21 protein-coding genes and 1 pseudogene are annotated in these 17,057 nt (G+C 40.0%); 5 read left to right on the top strand and 17 right to left on the bottom strand.

All coding sequences use genetic code 11. The annotated features are described in order from the left end of the window. Positions 1-158: 158 nt before the first annotated feature. From V514_RS0100785 to V514_RS0100735, 10 genes are all read right to left on the bottom strand, one after another. On the bottom strand, positions 159-788 hold the full coding sequence (locus V514_RS0100785; RefSeq protein ID WP_029497746.1) for a YczE/YyaS/YitT family protein: 630 nt from the start codon (positions 786-788) through the stop codon (positions 159-161). Between the two features lie 97 nt (positions 789-885). Continuing rightward, on the bottom strand, positions 886-1,377 hold the full coding sequence (gene ybaK, locus V514_RS0100780) for a Cys-tRNA(Pro) deacylase (RefSeq protein WP_029497745.1): 492 nt from the start codon (positions 1,375-1,377) through the stop codon (positions 886-888). Between the two features lie 18 nt (positions 1,378-1,395). Then, a complete protein-coding gene (locus V514_RS0100775) occupies positions 1,396-1,980 on the bottom strand; it encodes a hypothetical protein (RefSeq protein ID WP_029497744.1) in 585 nt (194 codons plus the stop codon). A gap of 66 nt (positions 1,981-2,046) precedes the next feature. After that, positions 2,047-4,221: a DNA topoisomerase III gene (locus tag V514_RS0100770; RefSeq protein ID WP_029497743.1), complete on the bottom strand. Its 2,175-nt coding sequence runs from the start codon at positions 4,219-4,221 to the stop codon at positions 2,047-2,049. Between the two features lie 57 nt (positions 4,222-4,278). Then, positions 4,279-5,982 (bottom strand): ribosomal protection-like ABC-F family protein, encoded by a 1,704-nt coding sequence (gene abc-f / locus V514_RS0100765; protein WP_029497742.1) that lies wholly within the window; start codon positions 5,980-5,982, stop codon positions 4,279-4,281. Positions 5,983-6,077: 95 nt separating this feature from the next. After that, complete coding sequence (locus V514_RS20735) at positions 6,078-6,212, bottom strand: RAxF-45 family protein (RefSeq protein WP_268744192.1); 135 nt, start codon at positions 6,210-6,212, stop codon at positions 6,078-6,080. Between the two features lie 65 nt (positions 6,213-6,277). After that, on the bottom strand, positions 6,278-6,478 hold the full coding sequence (locus V514_RS0100755) for a hypothetical protein (protein WP_029497741.1): 201 nt from the start codon (positions 6,476-6,478) through the stop codon (positions 6,278-6,280). A gap of 144 nt (positions 6,479-6,622) precedes the next feature. After that, positions 6,623-7,765 (bottom strand): IS200/IS605 family element RNA-guided endonuclease TnpB, encoded by a 1,143-nt coding sequence (gene tnpB / locus V514_RS0100750; RefSeq protein ID WP_029497740.1) that lies wholly within the window; start codon positions 7,763-7,765, stop codon positions 6,623-6,625. Positions 7,766-8,027: 262 nt separating this feature from the next. Further along, positions 8,028-8,591, bottom strand: coding sequence for an NADPH-dependent FMN reductase (locus V514_RS0100740; protein ID WP_029497739.1), 564 nt, complete (start codon positions 8,589-8,591; stop codon positions 8,028-8,030). Positions 8,592-8,691: 100 nt separating this feature from the next. Next, positions 8,692-9,510: a purine-nucleoside phosphorylase gene (locus V514_RS0100735; protein ID WP_029497738.1), complete on the bottom strand. Its 819-nt coding sequence runs from the start codon at positions 9,508-9,510 to the stop codon at positions 8,692-8,694. Positions 9,511-9,659: 149 nt separating this feature from the next. Here V514_RS0100735 and V514_RS0100730 point away from each other — a divergent pair, with 149 nt between their 5' ends. From V514_RS0100730 to V514_RS0100710, 5 genes are all read left to right on the top strand, one after another. Continuing rightward, positions 9,660-9,848: an SE1832 family protein gene (locus V514_RS0100730; protein ID WP_029497737.1), complete on the top strand. Its 189-nt coding sequence runs from the start codon at positions 9,660-9,662 to the stop codon at positions 9,846-9,848. Between the two features lie 81 nt (positions 9,849-9,929). Continuing rightward, the gene (locus V514_RS0100725; RefSeq protein ID WP_029497736.1) at positions 9,930-11,486 is read left to right on the top strand and encodes an ABC-F family ATP-binding cassette domain-containing protein; all 1,557 of its coding nucleotides are present in this window, start codon (positions 9,930-9,932) and stop codon (positions 11,484-11,486) included. A gap of 103 nt (positions 11,487-11,589) precedes the next feature. After that, positions 11,590-12,477: a YitT family protein gene (locus V514_RS0100720; RefSeq protein WP_029497735.1), complete on the top strand. Its 888-nt coding sequence runs from the start codon at positions 11,590-11,592 to the stop codon at positions 12,475-12,477. Between the two features lie 325 nt (positions 12,478-12,802). Then, positions 12,803-13,207, top strand: a complete 405-nt coding sequence (gene spx / locus V514_RS0100715; protein WP_029497734.1) for a transcriptional regulator Spx — start codon at positions 12,803-12,805, stop codon at positions 13,205-13,207. A gap of 27 nt (positions 13,208-13,234) precedes the next feature. After that, positions 13,235-13,660 carry a MarR family winged helix-turn-helix transcriptional regulator gene (locus V514_RS0100710; protein ID WP_029497733.1) on the top strand — a complete coding sequence of 142 codons (426 nt, stop codon included), beginning with the start codon at positions 13,235-13,237 and terminating at the stop codon, positions 13,658-13,660. 243 nt (positions 13,661-13,903) lie between these two features. Here the strand turns inward: V514_RS0100710 and V514_RS0100705 are convergent, their stop codons facing one another. From V514_RS0100705 to V514_RS0100675, 7 genes and pseudogenes are all read right to left on the bottom strand, one after another. Further along, positions 13,904-14,161, bottom strand: a complete 258-nt coding sequence (locus V514_RS0100705; protein ID WP_029497732.1) for a Txe/YoeB family addiction module toxin — start codon at positions 14,159-14,161, stop codon at positions 13,904-13,906. Further along, positions 14,154-14,420, bottom strand: a complete 267-nt coding sequence (locus tag V514_RS0100700; RefSeq protein WP_029497731.1) for a type II toxin-antitoxin system Phd/YefM family antitoxin — start codon at positions 14,418-14,420, stop codon at positions 14,154-14,156. The genes V514_RS0100705 and V514_RS0100700 overlap by 8 nt, the downstream gene beginning before the upstream one ends. A gap of 40 nt (positions 14,421-14,460) precedes the next feature. Then, positions 14,461-14,673 carry a hypothetical protein gene (locus tag V514_RS0100695; RefSeq protein ID WP_029497730.1) on the bottom strand — a complete coding sequence of 71 codons (213 nt, stop codon included), beginning with the start codon at positions 14,671-14,673 and terminating at the stop codon, positions 14,461-14,463. A gap of 505 nt (positions 14,674-15,178) precedes the next feature. Beyond that, the gene (locus V514_RS0100690; RefSeq protein WP_029497729.1) at positions 15,179-15,736 is read right to left on the bottom strand and encodes an RNA polymerase sigma factor; all 558 of its coding nucleotides are present in this window, start codon (positions 15,734-15,736) and stop codon (positions 15,179-15,181) included. A 231-nt stretch (positions 15,737-15,967) separates the two neighbouring features. Continuing rightward, positions 15,968-16,189: pseudogene (locus V514_RS19900) on the bottom strand (transporter associated domain-containing protein); the annotation flags it as partial. A 79-nt stretch (positions 16,190-16,268) separates the two neighbouring features. Then, complete coding sequence (locus tag V514_RS0100680) at positions 16,269-16,649, bottom strand: hypothetical protein (RefSeq protein ID WP_029497728.1); 381 nt, start codon at positions 16,647-16,649, stop codon at positions 16,269-16,271. A 73-nt stretch (positions 16,650-16,722) separates the two neighbouring features. Continuing rightward, positions 16,723-16,920, bottom strand: coding sequence for a helix-turn-helix transcriptional regulator (locus V514_RS0100675; RefSeq protein ID WP_029497727.1), 198 nt, complete (start codon positions 16,918-16,920; stop codon positions 16,723-16,725). Between the last annotated feature and the right edge of the window lie 137 nt (positions 16,921-17,057).

Genomic DNA, 17,057 nt, shown 5'->3' with positions numbered 1-17,057 from the left:
AAATCTCCTATAAGAAAGAATTGCTTTTTAGGCTAATTAACACGCCAATTTAAATCATTTTTGTAATTTTCAGTTTTTTAAAAGCAATAAGTTATCCACATGTGGACAACTTAAAAAATGTATAAGAAAAGTTGTGGATAACTTTCCTTATACATTCGTTATTTATACATTGCTACCGGGTCTTTAATAAAATGCTCTAGCACGCGGCGACTCATTGGTAATACGACTTGAATAATTGGTCCAAGCGCAAATACCATAATCACCGTCCCAATACCGACTGGGCCACCCATTAAATAACCAAGACCTGCAGCGAAAATTTCCATTGCTGTACGTGCTACCGTAATGCTGACATTTAATTTTTCAACAGCTAACATCATTAAGCTATCTCGCGGACCTTCGCCAAGATTTGTTGAGACATAAATACCGCACCCTACTGCAATGCCGATAATCCCAAGCACAAAACAACCAAACTGTGTTAGCGGTGTATGCGCTTGCGGTAAAATTTCATTGAAAATATCTAAAAATACGCCACAAAAAATCATGTTCATAAACGTACCGATTTTTGGCAGACGTTTTAATAAAATCGCTGTTAATGCGACAATGACTAGCCCGATAATAATTGACCACGCGCCAACTGACAATCCAAAGTGGTAAAACATGCCGATATGTAATACATCCCATGAACCAACGCCATAACGTTGTCCACGAATCGTCAAGGCAACGCCCAAACCGATAAACATGATCCCAATGAAGAAAAATAGCCAGCGCACTGTGAATTCTTTTCTCACGCGACATCCTTCTTTCCATTAAAAAAACTGCGACAAGGATTGCTCCATGTCGCAGTTTACGTTCAACTGCAACTCGACAATTGTAACAAACGATGACTTAAATATCAACGGTAATATTAACAATTTCGGCCTTTGCAGCTGCTACTAGATTGTCAGGTGTTAAGCATAATTGCATACCGCGTTTGCCGGCGCTCACTAACACTTCATCTACTAGCTGTACATCGCTATCAATGTATGTCGGATAGTGCTTCTTCATGCCAATTGGCGAACAGCCACCACGAATGTAGCCGGTGTTTGCTAATAAATCTTTCACATGAAGCATTTCTATTTTTTTCTCATGTACGGCCTTTGCAGCTTTTTTCAAATCAAGCTCCTTTGCAACCGGAATGACAAAGACATAGAGCTGACCTTTCGTTGATTTCGCAACGAGTGTTTTAAACACTTTTTCGACTGGCTGACCAACTTCATTCGCCGCTGTAACGCCATCTAAATGGTCGTCATTTACTGCATATTCCTGCAAATGATACGGGATTTTTTGCTGATCGAGCAATCGCACTGCATTGGTCTTTTGCATTTTTTGTTTTGCCAAAATCGTACACTTCCCTCATTACGCAATTTGATAAAATACAGGCTCATCAAACTGGAATCCACTACGTGCCATTTGAATTTGGAATTGATAGCGCGATGCTGCCTTTTCAAATAGGCGCGTGCGAATCGTTTCCTTATATTGTTGCTCGCTCGGTTGTACATGTAAACTGTCCACATTTTTCTTAGGTGCTAGTGTTGCGATGTCTGAGTTAGTAGTGAACGGCGTTTTTTGAGCGATATAATCGGCCGCAGATTGCGCAACTTGCAAGTCCTGTGCTGTTGGATTAGCGCTTGATAACGCAGATTGTTGCACGCGCTTTAAAATATCAACGGCTTCCTCATCATTTGCTACCAAATCATTCATCGCTGAGTCACTTGGCGCCGCTTCCTGCATTTCGCGGATAGCTTGCTGCAACGCAGGTTTTGCTTGCTGCTCTTTTTTCCCTGTTAATAAATCGACCAATTCATCGAGTGCCTGATTTGACTTCGGCTGAAAATATTGGGCGTTCTTTTTGTATGCTTCATCGGCCGTTTTTTGCTTGAGTACGCGTTTACGGTTTTCAATTTCAGCATAGCGATTGTTTAGGATTGCTGCTAATTTCATATCGTCCACCTCTTTCCACTATTCAGATGTTTTTTTCATGTTACCACTGCTTGCAGAAAAAATGTTCTAATCGTTGTTAAACAGACCTTTTAGCGCATCTGAAAAGGCATTATTTAAAGGTTCTTCTTCCTTGTTTTGTTGCTTCATATATTTGTTCACGTCGCGTTTTGAAACTTTCGTCTTACCTGACTCTTTTTTGCGCTTTTCAAACGCCGATAATTTCTCACGATACCCACATTTACACGTAAAAATACGGCCATCGCCTTCACCACGTAGTTCTAATTTCTTATGACACGTTGGGCAACGTGCATTTGTTAGCTGTGATACTTTCTTTTTGTAGCCACATTCACGGTCTTGGCAAATCAGCATTTTACCGCGTTTACCATTTACTTCTAATAGCAATTTACCGCAGTCTGGGCAGCGTTTTCCTGTGACATTGTCGTGCTTAAATTTATGGTCGCTCGTTTTAATTTCTTTCACTGATTTTTGCGTGAATGAAATCATGCGGTCCATAAATTGTTTTTTCTTCGCTTTACCTTGTGCAATTTTCGTTAATTCTTTTTCCCACTCAGCTGTTAGTGCTGGCGATTTTAAATCTTCTGGCGCTAAATCAAGTAGCTGGCGGCCTTTTGACGTCGCATATAAATCATTGCCTTTTTTCTCAATGACAAACGATTTAAAGAGCTTTTCGATAATATCGGCACGCGTCGCAACCGTCCCGATACCACCTGTTTCATTCAATGTTTGGATTAATTCTTTTGATTCGCCCTGCATAAACTGCGTTGGATTTTCCATCGCCGCAAGTAGCGTCCCTTCATTGAATGGCGCTGGTGGCTTCGTTTGACCAGATGTCTCGGCAACAGCGCGTACATCAAGTGTCGCCCCTTGTTGATAATCAGGTAGTGTCGTTGTCTCGTCATCATCTTGGTTATAAACAGCGCGAAAGCCTTGGTCGCGAACCGTATTGCCTTTTGCTGTAAACAATTCGTTGCCAACTTTTAGCGTCACAACGGTTTGGTCATAAACATACGGACCATAAAATACGGCTAGGAAACGCTTCACAATCATGTCATAGAGCTTGCGTTCCTTATCCGATAGATTCGGTAAAATGACCGGCTCTTCGGTTGGAATAATCGCATGGTGATCCGATACTTTGGCATCGTTAATCACGCCTTTTTGTACTTGTACTTTCGCATGGCGCAGTAGTGCATTTGCTGCCTGACGTGAATCGCCACTTGTTGTCGCTTTAATACGCTCTTTAAATGTCTCTTGAATATCCGCTGTTAAATGTTTTGAATCGGTACGTGGATACGTCACAATTTTATGGTGTTCATATAAATGTTGTAGCGTAGATAGCGTTTCTTTTGCCGACCAGCTCCAACGTTTATGCGCTTCTTTTTGTAGCTCTGTTAAATCGAATAATGTCGGCGCATATTTTTTCTTTGGTGTCGTTTTGACATCGACAATTTGCCCGGTATGCACAGCATCTAAACTCGCTAAAATGCTATCGATTTTTGCTTTATCAAATGATTGTGTTTGATTAGAGCCTTGTTCCTGCCACGTAAACGTCGTTTTATTCGTTAACGCTTGTAATCCGTAATACGTTTTTGGTTTAAAGTTTTTAATTTGTTGCTCGCGCTCAAAAATCATCGCAAGCGTTGGTGTTTGCACGCGTCCACATGATAGTTGTGCATTATGCTTCACCGTTAACGCACGCGTCGCATTAATGCCGACAACCCAGTCCGCCTCAGCACGCGCGACTGCCGCTTCGTACAGCGCATCGTATTTACGACCGTCTTGTAGCTTCGCAAAACCTTCTTTAATCGCCTTATCCGTTACAGAAGAAATCCATAAACGTTTAATCGGCTTGTGTGATTTCGCCTTTGCTAAAATCCAGCGCGCCACTAATTCCCCTTCGCGCCCTGCATCGGTAGCGATAATCACTTCGTTAATATCCCCGCGGTTTAATAAGCTTTTCACCGCGTTGAATTGCTTTGTCGTTTGACGGATCGGTACTAATTTAAATGGTTCTGGCACGATTGGTAGGTCGTCCATTTTCCACTCTTTATATTTATTGTCGTATTGCTCAGGGTCTGCATGTGTCACAAGGTGGCCAAGTGCCCATGTCACAACATATTTATCGCCCTCTAAGCTGCCATTGCCCTTCTTTGAGCATTTTAAGACGCGCGCGATGTCGCGGCCTACTGACGGTTTTTCTGCGATAACTAATGATTTTGCCATATATCTCATTCCTTTCGATAGTTTCATTATAACGGAATGAGGCACGTATTCGCGACCTTACAGCGCATCATACAATTTTTCAAGTTGCTCGCTAAGCGCTGCATCGGGGTGCTCGGCGATTTTGCGCTCTAAAAAGAGTATTTCACGCTCAACTGCTTGTGCACGCTGTTTGCCCTTTGCCCAGTCATACGGCCCGTCATGCATCGTCACCGTTTCATGTTCAATCCAAGCAGTACGCGTAAATAATTTTTCTAAAAAATAACGGTCATGACTAACAGCAATGACGGTGCCATCAAAGTTTTCAAGCGTTTCTTCAAGCACTTCACGCGACTCAATATCTAAATGGTTTGTCGGTTCATCAAGCAATAATACGTTGACCTTTTGCTGCATAAGTTGCGCAAGACGCAAGCGCATTTTTTCGCCGCCACTTAAATCTTTCACCTTTTTAAAGACGTCATAGCCGTAAAACAAAAACTGTGCGAGCAGATGACGTGCCTCTCCTTCTGTCACCGCCACCTCGTCACGAAACGCGTCAATCAAGCGGTCACCGGGCTGAAACGTATCAAACTGCTGTGCGAGATAGCCGATTTTTACATTGCTACCAAGCTTCACTGTTCCTTCGTAGGGCTGAATTTGCTGCAATAGCATTTTTAGCATCGTCGATTTGCCGGTGCCATTATCTCCAACAATTGCCACATAATCTTGCCAATAGATATGAACATTAGCGTCGCTAAACAACGTACGCTCGTCAGCGCAAGCACGCACTGCCTCAAACGTTGCGACTTCATTGCCACTACGCGACTCTGCCTGCAATGCTAACGTCATTTTTTTCGCTGTCATCGGTTTTTTCACAAGCTCCATGCGCGCAAGTGCCTTTTCCATCATCTTCGCCTTGCGGAATAAATCTGGATTTGGTGGCGATGCCTCATTCGCCCATTGACGCAATCGGCGAATCGCTTCTTTCATTTTTTTAATTTTCTTTTGCTGCTCGCTATACTGTGCAAACTGCGACGCGACATGTGCTTCTTTGGTCGCTACATATGCATCGTAATTGCCATGACTGACAAAGACCTCGCCGCCTTCTAGCTCAATGACTTGCTCGGCGACTTCGTTCATAAAGCGGCGGTCATGACTGACGACAATGACCGTACCGCGGAACTGCTTGACGTACGTTTCAAGCCACTCAATCGCCCGTAAATCTAAATGATTCGTCGGTTCATCGAGTAGTAAAATCGTCGGCTCACCAAGTAAAATATGCGCGAGCATGACCTTCGTTTTTTCGCCGCCACTTAGCGTCGCAAACGGCTTTTTTAAAAATGGTGTAACGCCCAAACCATTCGCGACCGTCATGAGCTTCGACTGCATGTCATAACCGCCAAGCTGCATAAAACGCTCCTGCAGCTCACCGTATTTTTCAAGCAAACGCTCATCGCTAGAGACAGCCATCTGTGCCTCAAATTGCTGCATGGTCACCTGCATCTGTTGCAGCTTACAAAACGCGCTCAGCAATACTTCTTCAACTGTTTCTGTCGCGTATTGCGGAATTTGATGTAAATAACCAATTTTACAATCCTTTGGCGTAATCATGCGGCCGCTATCGACTGCCTCGACACCCGCAAATAAGCGTAGTAGCGACGTTTTACCGCTACCGTTACGCCCGACAAGTGCAACGTGCTTCCCATCTGGAATCGTGACTTCTAAATTTTCAAAAAGCGTCGTGCCGCCAACTGTTTTTGTTATTTTTTCTGCTTTTACTGTCATTGTATTGACCTCCATACAACGCAGCTGAGCATACAAAAAAGGACTGCTCATCAACGAACAGTCCTTTCATGTATGAAAAGAATGAAGTTCATCAGCTACGTTAAAATTTGATGTTGTGTGTTAAAAAAGGGCATACGAATCCCGTTAGCATCAAATTTGAACGTAATGACACGTGCAAAATAAAGGGCATTATCCAATTGTGCAGATGTCATATAAGCTGAATTTTTCATTCCTTTCACCTCCGTTTCAAAATAGTTGCCACTATTGTAGCATGAATTTTCCGAAAAATATAATTTTATTTACTAAAGCCAAATATTTTTTGCTCTTCGGTATCGTATTTACGCCCTAGATTTTCGCTATCGCGACTAATTTCAAGCGTCACGATATATTTCACGCGCTCCTCATCAAGCGTTTCCTTACGCTGCTCGGCAATTTCAACATGATCTAATTCGTATGTTTTCGCATACACTTTCATATCTTCTAATGACTCGGCCATATCCTCTTCATCTTCATTGAACTACCCCCACTTAGCCGTTCTTCGAACGTGCTTGAAGTGGGCGATTCCTACGAACAGTGCTTGCTTGTTTCTATTTACTCGAAACAGCGGCTTCACTTTTTTAGTAGGCTATCCCCGTAGTTCCTACGGTTGTTGCTTTAAAAGTCTTAACCCTTCGATTAAGATATTCTTACTTGCATTAATATCTCGGTCTAGTGTCGTACCACAAGATGAACAAGTCCATACACGAATATCTAATGGTTTCTTGCCATCTCGATGACTGCAAGTATGACAAATTTGGCTCGATGGATAGAATCTGTCGATTTCGACAATTTTTCTATCGAGCCATTTCGCCTTATATTTTAGCTTGGTCACAAATTCAGACCATGACACATCCGCTATCGCTTTTGCCAACTTATGATTTTTCATCATACCTTTGGTATTTAAGTCCTCTAAGCAAATGACGTCATATTGACGAATCAATTCCGTTGATAGCTTGTTTAAAAAATCTTCACGTTGAAAAGCAACACGCTCACGCAAACAAGCTACTTTACGACGTTGTTTTTGATAGTTCATACATTCACGCAAGTCACGACATTCTTTTTTCGCTTGTTCGTAGCGACGTGATAACTTGCGCTGCTCACGTTTTAACTTCTGTTCCATTTTGGCTGTAAAGCGTTGGTTATCCACTTTACGTCCATCGGACAGAACCGCAAAATCGGTGATACCTAAATCAATTCCTACAGTTTCATTTGTTTTAGGCAATGGCTTAAAGTCTGGTACTTCACATAGGACAGACACGTAAAACTTACCACTCGCATTATATTTGATTGTCGCCTTTAAAATACGCCCTTCAATTTCACGCGATTTTACAAACTTTACAAGTCCTAATTTTGGTAGCTTCATTTGATTACCGACAATCGCAATATTGTTATTCGTATTCTTCGTTGTATAACTTTGAACTGGATTCTTTTTACTTTTGAAGCGTGGATATTTATTTTGCTTTTTAAAAAAACGTTTAAAAGCGTCTATTAAATTTTCATAAGAGGCTTGTAATGCCACACTATCTACGTTGCGTAGCCATGCCGTTTCATCTTGTTTTTTCAGCTTTGTGAGCATTTTGGACATAATGGAACGATTCAACCCTTTTCCTTCTTCTTCATAAGAAGTATTCCACAACTCAAGAAAATGGTTATAGACAAAACGACAATGCCCATGTGTTTGATGTATGAACGCTTGCTGGTTTTTATTTGGGTAGATACGGAATTTATACGCTTTATGTGGCATGACAGACGCCTCCTTTTTTCGAATATTATAACGGGAACAGATGTTCTTTTCAACAAATTAGCACTGGCAGAATAATTGGGTTCGCATTCATCCCCTCCCTACTCACTACGTTCCTTGAGGGAGGGGTATTCTGCGAAAAAATGATAAAAATAATGAGCTCAACTTCTTGCAGTTGTTTTTCAATCATTGTCGTCACCTCTTACGTTTGAGTATAACGAAAGCCCGCCTTATTCGCTAGCGCAAACAAGACGGGCTTTCTTCATTAATGTTGGTCGATTGTTTCTTTCGGTAAGCTTTTGCTCATTTCGCAATACTTCACAAACACGCGCGCAAGTTCTTGCAGGCGCTCTTGAACGTTTTGGTCGACGATGTTGTTATCTGCATCAAAATGCGATGAATGTGTGTAAACATAGTTTGGTGTTACTAAGCAGCGGAAGTAATCAAGAATCGGTTTTAGTTGGTTTTCAACAACTAAGTGATGTTGATACGTGCCGCCATTCGCTACGATTGATACCGGCTTGTAACGAAGTGCTTTCGGATGTAAGAAATCAAACGCATTTTTTAATACGCCTGGGATTGAACCTTGGAAAATTGGTGTGGCGAAAATGTAGCCATCAGCTGACTCGATTTTCTTGACCATTTCTTGTAAGCCTTCGTTGTATTGATCGAATGGACGACCATCAACGATTTCGTGCTTGTAATCTGAGAACGTTAAGATTTCAAGCTCTAAACTCGCATCAAATTGTGCGATATATTTTTGAACTTGTTCTAAAATAGCGCCCGTTTTACGACCAAGCACTGTACCATCAACAAGTAAAATTTTCATAGGTGTAACCTCCAAAGAATTTCATGATTTACTCGTATTGTATCAGTGATAAACCTTTTCAGAAAGACTTTCTGATTAAATTCAGCCTTTTGAATGATGCTTAGAGCGCTGCTACGACGCCTTTAATAAGCCCTGTGAATTTTTTATTTACTTGTGCCGCAGCGTCGATTACTTCTGCGTGATTTAATGGTTGATCAAGAATACCGGCTGCCATATTCGTTAAGCATGAAATTCCTAGTACACGCATTTGGCCGTGACGCGCGACAATGGCTTCTGGCACCGTTGACATCCCGACTGCGTCAGCACCAAGTGTACGAATCATACGGATTTCAGCGGGCGTTTCATACGTTGGGCCACTCCACCATGCATAGACGCCAGATTGTAAGCTAAAGCCTTGCTGTGCCGCGACATCGGATGCTAGCTGACGCAAGTCTTTGTCGTATAAGTTCGACATATCTGGGAAGCGCGTACCTAGCTCGTCGTTATTTGGTCCGATTAATGGATTTTGACCCGTTAAATTAATGTGGTCGTCAATTAACATTAAATCCCCCGGTTTAAAGTTTGTATTTACTGCACCGCACGCATTTGTGACGATTACCGTTTCGATACCTAATGCCCTCATCACGCGTACAGGGAATGTCACTTCATCCATTGAAAAACCTTCATAATAGTGGAAGCGCCCTTTCATCGCAACGACAACTTTACCTTCTAATTCACCGATAACAAGCTCATTGGCGTGACCGATTGCGGCTGATTTTGCGAAGTTTGGAATGGCTGTATAAGGAATGACCGTAGCGTTTTTAATATCATCTGCGAGTGTGCCAAGACCTGAGCCGAGGATAAGTCCTAGTTGTGGTTTGACGTCGATTTTTCCTAAAATAAAATCGCGTGTGTCGTTAATTTGTTCAATTGTATGCATAACATTCTCTCCGTTCTGTTCATTTCATTATTTAGTTTACTAAAAATCTGCCCGTATTGTGAACTCGAAACAATTGTAATGCGGAATTAATTCAACGTATGTTACAATAAACAGCAATGACAACCTAAGCAAAGAAGGAGCTTTTTCGAATGGCTACAAAAGCAGAAATTGAATATCAAATTTTAGAATTAAAAAGCGACTATATCCGTCAACAAGGTGATATCGAAAAAATCGAATCAACAGGGCACCACGATCAACTAGCAATGGCTGAACAACGCCTGACAGATATGGAAAATGAATTAGCAGTATTAAACAAGCAACTTCAAGAACTACAATAACTTTTACGTTAACACAGCTCCAAAATGCTTCGGCGTTTCGGAGTTTTGTTTTTGCATATAATAGGAGGAAAACTTAGCAACATGGCTATTTTAACAGTAGATAAATTAGGTCACTCATTCGGGGACCGTACATTATTTAAAGACGTATCATTCCGCATTGTCGAAGGTGAACATGTGGGACTTGTCGGCGCAAATGGCGTTGGTAAATCAACATTAATGAGCATCATCACAGGACAAGCAGTACATGACGAAGGCCGCGTAGAATGGCTACCAAAAACACATTTCGGTTATTTAGACCAACATACCGTTTTAACACCAGGAAAAACGATTCGCGACACATTAAATGACGCATTCGCTATCCTTTTTGAAAAAGAACAACAATTAAACAGCATCGCCGAAAAAATGGCCGATGCATCGCCAGAAGAATTAGAAAAGTTGCTAGAAGAGATGGCTGAAGTACAAGATGCCCTTGAAGCTGGCGACTTCTATACATTAGATATGAAAGTCGAAGAAATCGCGCGCGGTCTTGGTTTAGATGCTATCGGACTTGACCGTGACGTAGCAGCCCTATCAGGTGGTCAACGTACAAAACTCTTACTTGCGAAGCTGTTGCTGGAAAAACCAAAAGTACTCTTACTTGATGAGCCGACCAACTACTTAGATGAAGAGCACATCGATTGGTTGCGCAGTTACTTAAAAGATTATCCACATGCCTTTTTATTAATCTCGCATGATGTCGAATTTATGAATGACGTTGTTGGCGTTATTTTCCACTTAGAGTTTTCAAAATTAACGCGCTACACAGCATCATACGAAAAATTCTTAGAGCTGGCAGAAATTAATAAACGTCAACATATCGATGCGTATGAAAAACAACAAGAATTTATTAAGCAACAAGAAACATTTATCCAAAAAAATAAGGCGCGTTTCTCAACGACAGGTCGTGCGAAATCACGTCAAAAACAATTAGACCGTATGGAAATGATTGATCGTCCTGAAACGGCGTCAAAACCAAACTTCCGCTTCGAAGAATCTCGTAGTTCAAGCCGCTATGTTGTCGAAGCAAAAGATTTAGTCATCGGCTATGACAAACCATTACTACCACCATTAACATTTGAAATCGAGCGCGGTGAAAAAATTGCCCTTGTCGGTATGAATGGTGTCGGTAAATCAACATTACTTAAAACAATGCTCGGTAAAATCCCAGCACTAGACGGTAAAGTTGAGCGTGGTGACTTCCTATTCCCATCTTACTTCGAACAAGAAGTAAAAGCGGGTAAAGAAACGCCCATCGATGTCATTTGGAATGCCTACCCTAGCCTGACACAAGCAGCTGTGCGTTCATTACTAGCGAAAACAGGGCTAAAAAGTGAGCATATTAGCCGCCCAATGAGCCAATTATCAGGTGGCGAACAAGCAAAAGTTCGTATTTGTAAACTGATGATGGATGAATCCAACTGGATGCTATTTGATGAACCGACAAACCACTTGGACATTGATGCAAAAGAAGAATTAAAACGTGCGATGAAAGAATACAAAGGCACAATCGTTCTTGTATCGCATGAACCTGAATTTTACGAAGGTCTCGTAACGAAAGTATGGGACGTAGCAGAATGGTTCTCTACTGGCCATCAATAATACATGAGAGAATTGCCATTTATGGTAATTCTCTTTTTTTAATGCCTTTAAATGGCGTCTCTCGACAAATGAGCGTAAACTAATACATAAGGATGGTGTTTTTTTGACGAACGACATAGCAGACAGTATAGCGCCCAGCCATACAGCTGGGCTTAAAAAAATCGCATTAAACTTCTTAGGCATTACGATCGGAGCACTGATTATGGCCATTGCCCTTGAAAATGTCTTAATCCCCAATCAACTCATTGATGGTGGTGTCACAGGTATTGCCATGATGATTTCACACATGACTGGCCTTTCACTTGGCCTCTTTTTATTCATTTTAAACGTACCATTTCTTTATTTTGGCTACAAACAAATCGGAAGAAGTTTCGCTATTTCGGTTACATACGGCATTGTTGTCTTATCGCTTGCGACTACATTCATTCCCCATTACGGTGCCTTTACAAACGATACGCTACTCGCAACGGTACTTGGTGGCATTATGCTCGGCATTGGTGTGGGCATTGCCATTCGTGCAGGTGGTTGTTTAGATGGTAGTGAAATACTCGCCATCACGTTCAATAAAAAATCACCTTTTTCAGTTGGGCAAATCATTTTGTTCATGAACTTATTTATTTTAGGTAGCGCGAGCTTTGTGTTCGGCCTTGACCGCGCTATGTATTCGTTAATCGCCTATTTTATTGCCTTTAAAACAATTGACCTCGTATCGGAAGGCTTTAATCAAACGAAATCGATTTGGATTATTAGCGATAAACCCGATTTACTCGGTGAAAAAATTATGTACCGCTTAGGTCGCGGTGTCACGTATTTAAACGGTCGCGGTGGCTATACAAATGATGAAAAGCAAGTCATTTTCTGTGTTATTAGCCGACTAGAAGAGGCAAAACTTAAATCGATTGTAAAAGAAATTGACCCTACGGCATTCCTTGCGTTTAGTAATATGTCGGAAATTAGTGGTGGTAATTTTAAAAAACAAGATATTCATTAAAAAAAAATACAACCAAAGAAATTTCCGATTCTTTGATCGTATTTTTTTGTCTATTTTGTGAAAGAAAACGCTTTCAAAATAGGTATAGTCCGCTGAATCCCATCATGACGGTATTCATACGGATTCCTTCATAAAGAGGTATGGTTGCAACCTGTGTCATTTAAAGACGTCCTATATATGAATACAGAATTTTAAACATGCATTTACGATAAATATGCTCTTTTCTTCACAATTATTCATCGTTTATTCACAAAATTCAGTTTGACTTATAGATAGCTTACTGATAAGATATATGTATACTAAACGAACGAAAGTAGGAATTTACATGACTGTTACAATTTACACACAAACAAGCTGCACATCATCTAAAAAGGCCTTACAATGGTTGCGTGACAACGGGATTGATTACACTGAAAAGCGTATTACATCGGATCCGCTATCATTATCTGAGTTCAAAACCATTTTGAGCATGACTGAAGATGGTACAGATGAAATTATTTCAACAAACTCAAAAGACTATAAAAACTTGAACTGTGATATTAATACATTATCAATTCAAGAACTGTATAGCATTGTCAAAGAACATCCAAAAATGCTTCGTAGCCCGATTCTTTTAGATGCAAAACGTCTACAAGTTGGCTATAACGAAATGGATATTCGCCGCTTCATCCCTCGTAAAGTACGCGCTTTCGAATTATTTGAAATGCAACGCCTTGCGAACGACTACTAGACGTCAAAAAATTTGGAGATGATTAAAGTGATAGATCGCCACAATAATGGCATCACAGCGCTTTTTGAAGTAGCGGCTGCAATTGAACGCAAGTGGGCAAATGAATGGAATAGCCATAATAATTTAGGGTTGTCAAAAACACATATTTTATTATTGGATTTACTTGATTCAAAAGGTCCGCTACGCCCTTCCGATTTAGCAGAAACGTTGCATGTTACAACTGGTGGCGTAACTGTCTTGACGAGCAAGCTATTAAAAGCTGAATATATTAAAAAAACGCAAAACCAATCCGACCGCCGTGCTTCTCAACTAGAGATTACGGCCGAAGGAAAACAACTATTAGAAGAGGCATACGAACATATCGAGACACTTGTGAATCGCATGTTTGGCATGCTAACTGCTGATGAATTAAAAACGTTGCAAGTCATTTTTATGAAATGCCTGCAAGCCTAAAAGTCATGTGGACGCATTTCTTTTTGTGTGGGAAGAAATGCACTAAACGTCACGCGAAATTCGCGTGACGTTTTTTTATATGCAACAAAAACACCCCACATTCAATTAAATGGAGGTGTTGGTTACCAATGAATCATTTGGGAATGTTATTCGATTTATTATGTATAAGTTATTAAACATAAAAAAAGCAGCTGCGCGATTTGCTTGCGTAGCTGCTTTTCGTAATTGTAAACAGTGACTGATTCAATAGTGATCTTTCACTGAGTAAATATAAATGGTATTGTACGCTACACGATAAATTAATCGATGTTCATCTGTTATTCGACGCGACCATTTGCCAGATAACTCATACTTTAATGGTTCAGGCTTGCCGATTCCTTCAAATGGATTCCGGTCAATATCTTTAATTAAGCGATTAATTTTTTTGATTGTACTTTTATCCCCTTGGTCATGCCAATACATATAATCTGACCAAGCATCATCTGACCATGTTTTAATCATTTTCGGCCTCGATTAATTCACGTACTGTGCCTTTTCCTACTTGAAATTGTTCATCGCCGCGACGAATTTTATCCATCACATACGAATTAGATAGCGTGCGTAATGTTTCTTGCATGGCATCATAGTCACGTTTTGACATCACAACCACCGTATCTTCCACATTTTTTGTCGTCACAATGAATGTATCTGAGTCTTCGTTGATTTGTTTCATATAGCCACGTAAATTTTGGCGGAAATTAGAATACGCAATGGCTTCCATAAATTCAGCCTCCTTATTGTACGACATATTGTACAACTAATTATAATTCATCTTTATGCATTTTACAAAAGTAAAGTTTCTGGAGATTGCGCGTCTTCGTAGTTGTTTCGGTATACTTCTGAAAAAGGGCGGTTGGGGTGTTCGTTATCGGTCTTGGTTTGGGAAGTTCTCCACGTAATTTGGGCAGTTGTGCGAACTTCATTTCAATCGCTTTTATTTTCGCTTCATACGAATCTACTTGTTTTTTGCCCATCAAAAAACACCTCCAACGTTTTTATACCCTGAAAGTGTCTTTCTCTTTTTATGTTGTCTCAGTTCTTTAGGTCAGTTCCGTATTCGACTAACTTCTTTTGCTATATAAACCTCGGGGGGCCGACCACTTCAATGAATCGGCTCTTAGAAGGATTTCGATTCTTCTATGTTAAATTGATGAGTTTTGACTAGCACGGCTGCTTACGACAGCGTGCTATGTATGAACGTATTGCTACTACCGCTTCTCGGTCGACAGTAGCTTATATAATGACTAGCGCTTCCTGTGGCGCTAGGTTATTTACTATTTTTAGGTTAACGTACACTAAACTTGTCAGAAGCTTTATTTGCCCTTCGAATCTGAACGAGTCGATTCATCACTTATTGTTATCCGGTTTCATCGACTAGATTCTCGGGTCAAATCACTTCTTCCTACGCGGCTAGTCGCCGCTTGTCAGAAGCTTTATTTGCCTTTCGAATCTGAACGAGTCGATTCATCACTTATTTAATTAGGCCATAATCGCTGATGCTGCCGCTTCGTCTGATAACACCATTTCTTTTAGGCGTGCTTTCGCGCGGAATAGGCGTGATTTTACGGTACCGATTGATACTTTCATAATGTCAGCGATTTCGATTAAAGAAAGCTGATGCACGTAGAAGTACAGCAATGTATTTTTGTAGATGCCGTCTAATTGGCTGATTTTTTCTTGTACGACTTTCGCGACATCTTCCTTTTCGATTAACTCCTCCGTAGATAGGTCATCGTTTGGAACTAAATCCAGTACGGGTACGTCAAGTGTATCCGGTTGGTTCATCATATATTTGCTGCGACGTACATTTTTGCGGTAGCGGTCGCGGAATGTATTCATGCAAATTGTTGTTAACCAAGCTTTTAAGTGATCGACTTGTGCGACATATGATTCGTAGCGTACGACTTTCACCCAAACTTCTTGCATTAAATCTTCTGCTTCTGCTTTGTTGCGAGTCAGTTTTAAGCACAAGTGATAAATGTAGCGATTGTATTCCTCATATACTTCATTAAGTGATGTTGTTTGTAAAGTTTCCATAACGTTAAACCTCCTAAAGTTTTATTCGTCTATTTATAGCTGTAATAGCTGTATCGTTAAAGTTATGTGTTGTTTGTTTACATTCTTATTATCGCGAAGTTTTACCTTACGCTCCATCGACTTAACTTTCATTTACCTTACAATCGTGTAAGGTTTGGAACTTTTTCATGTAATGTACCCCGAAAATCGCCAAAAAAGAACTTCTACACGTTGTAGAAGCTCTTTTCCCACTTATGAACCTTTCACGATTGTCACCTTCGTCACATGTGTTCCTTCTATGTTATTAACCGTAAATGTTAAACCATACGCCTCAAATACATCACCCGGTCGCGGCACACGCTGCATTTTTTCTAGCATTAAGCCACCGACAATATCGTGGTCGAGTGGAATTTCCGCATGCAATAGCTCATTTACCCGCTCGATTTCGATGCGTCCACTACAAATTAATGTATGCTCACTACGTTCGTAAAATTATAAGAATTTCATCGTCAATTATGCTTAATAACCTCAGGATGCACAATGAAAATACACCTTAAAGATTATTCAATTTATACATTCTTTTAATACCTAAAAAACCAAATAAAACAAAAAGAATAATACCTGACAAATAAAATATTTGACTAGTTATTACAGAAATTATTGTTAGACTAATACATCCAATTATAAACATTGAAATCATAATTATTGAGAAGCTATCATAAATTTTTTTATTCAAAAAATTTGTCAAAACAATCGCTATCAATTGTTGCGCTACGAAGAATGCAGTCACCGCAAAAAAGGCTACTTTTTCACCTAATGCTATCAATACAACCATTATAATCGCAGCCATCATCCATGAAGTAAACATGCCATAGTAAGAAGCTTTCTTTAAATTCATCTCTTCTCTTTCATCTGCCTTAACTAATAAATTCAACTAAATTCCTCCCCATATAAACGTTAATAATTTAATACTCTAATAATGATTAATGTACATTTTCTTTTTATAATTATTCATCTTCAAAAATAAATAGTTCTTCGATTGGTTTATTAAGTTGTTTAGCTATTTTATAAGCTAGTTGAAGCGAAGGATTATATTTATTAGTTTCTAAGAAATAGATCGTTTGTCGAGAAACTTGTACCAAGTTTGCTAATTCTTCCCTTGATAAATTCAATTTCTTTCGCTCATTTTCAATTATATTTTTCATTTATACATATCCCATCTCCTTTTCGTTAAGTTTACTTAACAAAAAGACGTATGTCAATATTTAACTAAAAATTCACCTAATATATTCTAATTAAATAGCATTATTTCGCTAATTATATTTTTTCGTGTGAGCTAACC

Origin of the sequence: Kurthia huakuii LAM0618 (assembly GCF_000505545.1) — a bacterium.
In the GTDB taxonomy this organism is placed as follows: domain Bacteria; phylum Bacillota; class Bacilli; order Bacillales_A; family Planococcaceae; genus Kurthia; species Kurthia huakuii.
Note: the sequence above shows the minus strand (reverse complement) of the source record. Positions and strands in the feature narration are given on the sequence as shown.

Coding starts and splice junctions, on each gene's coding strand:
- V514_RS0100695 (WP_029497730.1), bottom strand. CDS start 14,673: ATGGGCAAAAAACAAGTAGATTCGTATGAAGCGAAAATAAAAGCGATT.
- V514_RS0100755 (WP_029497741.1), bottom strand. CDS start 6,478: ATGGCCGAGTCATTAGAAGATATGAAAGTGTATGCGAAAACATACGAA.
- tnpB (WP_029497740.1), bottom strand. CDS start 7,765: ATGCCACATAAAGCGTATAAATTCCGTATCTACCCAAATAAAAACCAG.
- V514_RS0100700 (WP_029497731.1), bottom strand. CDS start 14,420: ATGGAAGCCATTGCGTATTCTAATTTCCGCCAAAATTTACGTGGCTAT.
- abc-f (WP_029497742.1), bottom strand. CDS start 5,982: ATGACAGTAAAAGCAGAAAAAATAACAAAAACAGTTGGCGGCACGACG.
- V514_RS0100730 (WP_029497737.1), top strand. CDS start 9,660: ATGGCTACAAAAGCAGAAATTGAATATCAAATTTTAGAATTAAAAAGC.
- V514_RS0100690 (WP_029497729.1), bottom strand. CDS start 15,736: ATGGAAACTTTACAAACAACATCACTTAATGAAGTATATGAGGAATAC.
- V514_RS0100740 (WP_029497739.1), bottom strand. CDS start 8,591: ATGAAAATTTTACTTGTTGATGGTACAGTGCTTGGTCGTAAAACGGGC.
- V514_RS0100725 (WP_029497736.1), top strand. CDS start 9,930: ATGGCTATTTTAACAGTAGATAAATTAGGTCACTCATTCGGGGACCGT.
- V514_RS0100705 (WP_029497732.1), bottom strand. CDS start 14,161: ATGATTAAAACATGGTCAGATGATGCTTGGTCAGATTATATGTATTGG.
- V514_RS20735 (WP_268744192.1), bottom strand. CDS start 6,212: ATGAAAAATTCAGCTTATATGACATCTGCACAATTGGATAATGCCCTT.
- spx (WP_029497734.1), top strand. CDS start 12,803: ATGACTGTTACAATTTACACACAAACAAGCTGCACATCATCTAAAAAG.
- V514_RS0100770 (WP_029497743.1), bottom strand. CDS start 4,221: ATGGCAAAATCATTAGTTATCGCAGAAAAACCGTCAGTAGGCCGCGAC.
- V514_RS0100735 (WP_029497738.1), bottom strand. CDS start 9,510: ATGCATACAATTGAACAAATTAACGACACACGCGATTTTATTTTAGGA.
- V514_RS0100775 (WP_029497744.1), bottom strand. CDS start 1,980: ATGAAATTAGCAGCAATCCTAAACAATCGCTATGCTGAAATTGAAAAC.
- V514_RS0100675 (WP_029497727.1), bottom strand. CDS start 16,920: ATGAAAAATATAATTGAAAATGAGCGAAAGAAATTGAATTTATCAAGG.